General features: G+C 37.4%; 5 protein-coding genes. 1 reads left to right on the top strand and 4 read right to left on the bottom strand.

Going from position 1 to position 6,231, the window contains the following annotated elements; all coding sequences use genetic code 11:
- Nucleotides 1–41: 41 nt before the first annotated feature.
- The 4 genes from AC3DU7_RS21755 to AC3DU7_RS21740 form a co-directional block, all read right to left on the bottom strand.
- Nucleotides 42–908, bottom strand: a complete 867-nt coding sequence (locus tag AC3DU7_RS21755) for an SGNH/GDSL hydrolase family protein (protein WP_488041394.1) — start codon at nucleotides 906–908, stop codon at nucleotides 42–44.
- A 111-nt stretch (nucleotides 909–1,019) separates the two neighbouring features.
- On the bottom strand, nucleotides 1,020–2,474 hold the full coding sequence (locus tag AC3DU7_RS21750) for an ammonium transporter (RefSeq protein ID WP_488041393.1): 1,455 nt from the start codon (nucleotides 2,472–2,474) through the stop codon (nucleotides 1,020–1,022).
- Between the two features lie 187 nt (nucleotides 2,475–2,661).
- Nucleotides 2,662–3,177, bottom strand: coding sequence for a 5-(carboxyamino)imidazole ribonucleotide mutase (gene purE, locus AC3DU7_RS21745; RefSeq protein ID WP_488041392.1), 516 nt, complete (start codon nucleotides 3,175–3,177; stop codon nucleotides 2,662–2,664).
- 653 nt (nucleotides 3,178–3,830) lie between these two features.
- Nucleotides 3,831–4,529, bottom strand: a complete 699-nt coding sequence (locus AC3DU7_RS21740) for a chromophore lyase CpcT/CpeT (RefSeq protein WP_488041391.1) — start codon at nucleotides 4,527–4,529, stop codon at nucleotides 3,831–3,833.
- 449 nt (nucleotides 4,530–4,978) lie between these two features.
- On the opposite strand from AC3DU7_RS21740, the gene nagA reads away from it, so the two are divergent.
- Nucleotides 4,979–6,151, top strand: a complete 1,173-nt coding sequence (gene nagA, locus AC3DU7_RS21735) for an N-acetylglucosamine-6-phosphate deacetylase (protein WP_488041390.1) — start codon at nucleotides 4,979–4,981, stop codon at nucleotides 6,149–6,151.
- The last annotated feature ends 80 nt before the right edge of the window (nucleotides 6,152–6,231 follow it).

Below are 6,231 nucleotides of genomic sequence, written 5' to 3'. Positions count from 1 at the left end.
CCTACTCCCCCACTCCCCTACTCCCCCACTCCCCCACTCCCCTACTGCGGTTCTTCCAATATCATGTTGCTATACATTTGGATAGCCGTACTCCAAATTTGATAACCATTCTCATTTAGATGAAGACCATCAGTACTAAAGTCACTTCGGAGAAAACCTTGAGAGTCTGTAAATAGTGGATGAAGATTTAAAAAAAACGCTCCCTCAGCATCAGCCAAGGCTTTGAGGCTACGATTTATTCTTCTGATGCGACTATTAGGTAGCTGTAAAAGATAGTCGCGACCTTCCCAGGTAGCTGACTCCCCACTATGGGGTAATATAGATTGGATAACTATTTGAGTGCCAGGATGAATATATCGTAATTGGCGAATAATTATTTTTTGATTTTTTATAACTTCTTGGCTATCTACACCATGAATTAAATCATTAATACCAATCATCACAAAAATTGTTTCTGGCCTCGTACTATCGAATAAATAAAGTCGTTTCAATAGGCCAGACGAAGTTTCTCCAGAAATTCCTTGATTTAACCAGGTTCTATCTCCAGGTAGAAGTTGCGATGGAAACCAAAGGCTCAAAGAATCTCCAACCATAACAGTTAAACGATCGGGGCGATTTTTAGCTGCAGCGATCGCCTCTCGTTGTAACTGCTCTACCCATTGTTCATAAGTCCATTTATGACTTCTGCCAATAGCCAGAAGCTCTTTCCTCGCTTCTCCAAATAGTGGACTTGGTTTATTAGTTCTAATCCTATCAGGAACATAGTTTGTTGTAGCATTTGCTTGAGGGTCTTCTGACAATTGATAGTCGTCACTCATAACTAAGGTGGCCACTGTTAATAACAGTAGCCCGTTAATAGCTAAAGAACACCAAGCCCAAGTTGGAACATTTTTAGATAAAGTAAACACCGTAGCTGAATTAAATTAGTCTCCTATACTGAAGTAACTGATTCATGGCTATGGCTATTTTACCCAGAATTTTCCTATTAGTGTTTTTGCAGACCTCGATTGATATCCATTTTATTTATGTGGAATACCAGTACCAAGGGCATCAGGTTCTTTCATAAACCCTGTATAAGCTTCCATACCATGTTCGGCAATATCCAAGCCTTCAAATTCTTGTTCCGCATGGACACGAATACCTGTAGTAGCTTTCAAAGCCAGCCAGAAGATAGTACTCATAATCACTGTAAACAATCCTACTGAGATAATACCTATGGCCTGAACCACGATATCAGCACCTTCAACAAAAATACCAACGGCTAAAGTACCCCAGATTCCACAGACTAAGTGAACTGATGTTGCACCTACTGGGTCATCAACTTTCAACTTGTCAAACAAGGGCACAGAAAATACAACAATGATGCCAGCAACAGCACCTATAACTACTGCCTCTAAATAAGATACGCCATTACAGCCTGCTGTAATACCTACTAGTCCAGCTAAAACACCGTTAATAATCATTGATAGGTCTGGCTTAGTATCTTTGAGCCAAGATGTAATAGTTGCAGTAGCTCCCCCTGCTGCTGCTGCTAAGTTTGTGGTTACAGCTATATAAGCCACATTTTCGTTTGCTGCTAGCTCTGAGCCAGGGTTAAAACCAAACCAGCCTATCCAAAGAATTAAACAACCCAAGGTAGCAAAACCCATATTATGACCAGGAATAGCCCTCGGTTGGTCATTCTCATCATATTTGCCCATCCTTGGCCCTAAAATATATGCTCCTACCAGTGCTGCCCAGCCACCGACTGAGTGGACTGCTGTTGAACCAGCAAAATCACCGAAGCCCATTTCAGCTAGCCAACCACCACCCCAGATCCAATGTCCGGTAATTGGGTATGAAATACCTGTGATTAGCAAGCTAAAGAATAAAAAGGCACTAAATTCAATCCTTTCAGCTACAGCGCCAGAAACAATGGTGGCTGCAGTAGCAGCAAAAGCTGCTTGGAATAGAAAAAATACAGGCAATGGTAAACCAGAGGGAAATGGATCTAGTCCGTAGGTAGTTGCTTCCCCAGTGAGGAAAAAACCACCTCCACCAATGAAGGGATGGTCTCCGGCAAACATTATGGAAAATCCTATAGCCCAATAAACTAATGTAGCTAGAGCAAATACAATTAGGTTTTTTGCTAAGATATTAACTGCATTTTTATGACGACAAAAGCCAGTTTCTAACATTCCGAAACCAGCATTCATAAAAATCACAAATATTGAAGCTACCAAAATCCATATTGAATCTAATACCCCTTTGACATACTCTGGGGTTAATTCTTGGTCTTGAGCTGTGGCAGCTCCTGCCCATAAGGCAATAATTACGAATACTAGAGGTATACAGGCTAATGTCGCCGGGGTAAACCATCTTGTCCGACGTAACCTGTTTATTAGTGCTGTCGGTTCTAAGAAACTGCTATATCTTGCTGATAATGACTGTCTCTTTTTTATTCTATTGTTCTTGAACTTTACTTTAGATGTCATTGTGAGAACTAATTAATAGTTTACAATTGAAAATAGCGCACCAAATTCTTGTATAGATATTCTGTGTCTCTTGCTACTTTTATTTGATTTAGTAGCAATAGCTGCTTGAGTCTTTTCACAAAAGTCTCTGCCTGTTTAGAATACCAATTATTTGCCAGATTTTTGCTCTCAAATGTTTGCAATTTAATTAAATTTGTGTTAAATATTCCTGATATCCAATTTCCTCTAGTCTATTTTGTTTGTTCATTACTGATTCGGCTAAGGTCTGACGATATTTTTGGACTCGCTCTAATAGTTCTGGTTGGTGGGATGCTAATATCTGAATGGCTAACAAACCAGCATTTTTAGCATTGCCGATCGCTACTGTGGCCACTGGTATTCCTCCTGGCATTTGCACTATAGAGTATAAGGAGTCAATACCTTGCAATGTTCGGGTTTGTACGGGGACACCAATTACGGGGAGTGGCGTTAAAGATGCGACCATGCCTGGTAAATGTGCTGCCCCACCTGCTCCGGCAATTATGACTTTTAATCCTCTTTGATGAGCGGTTTGGGCATATTCAAACATTCTCTGGGGCGTGCGGTGAGCTGAGACAATGGCAACTTCTGAGGGGACTTCAAATTCCTCACATATAGCGATCGCTTCTTTCATTGTGGGCAAGTCTGAGTCACTGCCCATAATAATTCCGATGATTGAGTTCATATTTCATATCATGTTCTGTAGCATCGGTATTGTATAGCGAAGGTAGGGTAGATGGGGAGTAAGGGAGTAGGGGAGCTAGGGGAGCTAGGGGGAAAATTCAAAAATGTATATCTTTACACGTTAGTGAGCAGGACAATCATTAAGTTTTCTATCATCCTAAACCTTAATTAATTAGGGCTTGCTGATTAAATCTAAAAGTCTTTATAGATAAAGGTTTTATACTTTTTAAGTACCAAAAAGTTCGAGGTTTTAAGTGGTAATAATTCAAAAATTAGCGGATTTTGGTCAAGATTTGGGCAGAAAAATTAAGGTACAATTCTTACTCCTACCTCTTGTAAATTCCTATTTCTCCTGTCTCCTGACTCCTCTCTTTACCACTCATACTTTTTCAGCAAACCCTAATTATTTATTGCATTATACGTAACTACAATAGATTAATATTCAACTTAGGTAGCACTTCAATTATTAAGTAATTAACACTAGCCTTATCACTGTTTTGATAATTAGCACCCGAGGAACACATTAATTATTATGTTTACTTCCCCTCCTGGGAGGGGTAGGTTCACTGCCTGTAGTTGCATGCAACTTTCCTATCCACTCCCCCACTCCCTTAAAAAGAATTAGGTTACGAAATTCTCATAAATCAGATTTTTTTAATCATGTTTGGAGGCTGTTCCTAACCCTAAACCACTTAATACAAATAATCCCAATAATATTGAAGGTTCAGGAACTGTTTCAATTCGATTAAAGGTTATAGGTGTACCAAATAATAGATTACCATTACCATCAAAAATACGATCTAAAGAGTCAATACTATTAGGCTTAATCACTATATCAGAAATAACCTTACCCCCAGGAAAAGTTGTCGAACAACCTTCTGGTTCGTTAGTCCCTACATAACTATTAGAAACAAAAGAAAGGTTTACTTCACAGTTAAAATTATCTAAATTGACCGCATTAATAACTTGTTCAGAACGAGGGCGATCGCATAAACCAAATAAGGAAGTTTCGTTGAGGAAACGACTAATATTAATAGTAACTTGAGAATTATCATTACTAAAAAAAGAATACAAGCGGACCCGAAAAGGAAATCCTCCTGTTGTTTGTTCTAAATAAACAGTTTCTGTATTTTCCATCAGGTCATTGCCAATAAGTTTAACCGGACAATTTGACATTGTAATCGGAGGAATCATTGGACTATTGACAACTTGTTTAGTATTATCGAATAAGCCAGTAAACCATTGTGAGACCTGTTCCACTTGAAATAAAGTTGCAGCATGACTTTTTTGAGCAAATGCAAAACTTAAAACTAGAGCGCTTAAAGTACAATATTTAAGTTGATTTATCTGCATTTTTTCACACTTATTTTTATCAAAATTTTTTTCTTGAATTGCTACCTACTATAACATCAATTATCATGATTTTCCTAAATATAATTTTTATTCATATACTAAATAATTAAGGTTTAAAATCTCTCGTTTAGAAGAGAAACAATAAAATTTTTTGTTTTAAAGGAGAAGTAATTAGGGTTTGCTGAATAAAGTATGTTGGTAGAGTTAGGAGACATGAGAAATTGAAATTATAGAGGAGGTAGTTGTAAAAAAATCCCCAAGATTGTTCTGCCATAATCATCTAAAAATACTAGCTTTTTGAGCTTGATCGACCGAAAAGCTTGCACTTTTTTCGAGAAAAAAAGGCACTTACCAATATCAGTCAAGGGTTTGATATTTAATCAGCAAGCCCTAATTATTAATTATTAATTGTTGAACACCTACCACCTTCTTAAATAAAATTTAAGCTTGTGAATTTAACTACTAGAATTATTAACGCTAAAATTCCTGGTTATCAAAATCTACAGCAGATTTTAATCGACTCTACTGGCAATATTAAAGAAATTATCTCTCAAACAGAGAAACTTTTGCCTACCACATCTGACACTATTGATGTTCAACAAGATTGGGTTTCTCTAGGTGGGTTTGATTTACAAATTAATGGTGCTTTGGGTTTGGCTTTTCCTGAAGTAGATGCAAATTCTGCTACTAAAATACAGGAAATTTGTCAATATTTATGGCAACAAGGAATAGATGCTTTTTTACCCACTATTGTCACAACTTCTATAGATAATATTCAGCGATCGCTCCAAGTCTTCCACAATTTGGTCTCACAACCTCAAGACTCAGAAATGGCAAAAATTTGGGGTGTTCATTTAGAGGGTCCTTTTCTAAATCCAGAAAAACGAGGCGCTCATCCATTAGAATATTTACTACCATTAACGCTCCAAAATGTCAAAGAAGTTTTGGGAGAGTATGCTGAGATAGTTAAAATCATTACTTTAGCTCCAGAATTAGACCCCACAGAAACAGTCATTCCCTATTTAAAAAATCTAGGAATTACTGTTAGTTTAGGGCATTCTCAAGCCACAACAAATCAAGCAGAAAAAGCTTTTAAATTGGGAGCTTCAATGGTAACTCATGCTTTTAATGCGATGCCGAGTTTACATCATCGAAAACCTGGTTTATTAGGAGCAGCAATTACAAATTCTGACGTTATGTGTGGTTTAATTGCTGATGGTCAGCACATCTGTTCAACAATGATAGAAATTTTGTTGAAAGCGAGTCAATATCAACAGGGAATATTTTTAGTTAGTGATGCTTTAGCACCCTTGGGATTACCTGATGGAATTTATCCTTGGGATACTAGAGAAATAGAAGTTAAAAATGGTACGGCAAGATTAAAAGATGGAACTTTATCAGGAACAACTTTACCTTTATTAGTTGGGGTTAATAATTTAGTTAAATGGGGAATTTGTGATATTGAAACGGGAATTTATTTAGCTACTATTGCACCTCGGAAGGCATTAGGAATAGATAGTGAAATTATTGGTAAGTCAGGGAAAAATTTATTGAGATGGAGGGTAACGAAGTCAGAATTCAGAAGTAAGAAGTCAGAAGTTATTTTTGTAACGAGAATTTGAGCAAGGCTCCAAAAATATTTAGGGCTTGCTGAAAAAGTCTTTTTTAAGGAGTAGGGGAGCGGGGGAGTAGGGGAGTAGGG

The sequence above is a fragment of the Okeania sp. genome (assembly GCF_983059655.1).
This window is presented reverse-complemented; position numbering and strand designations above follow the sequence as displayed.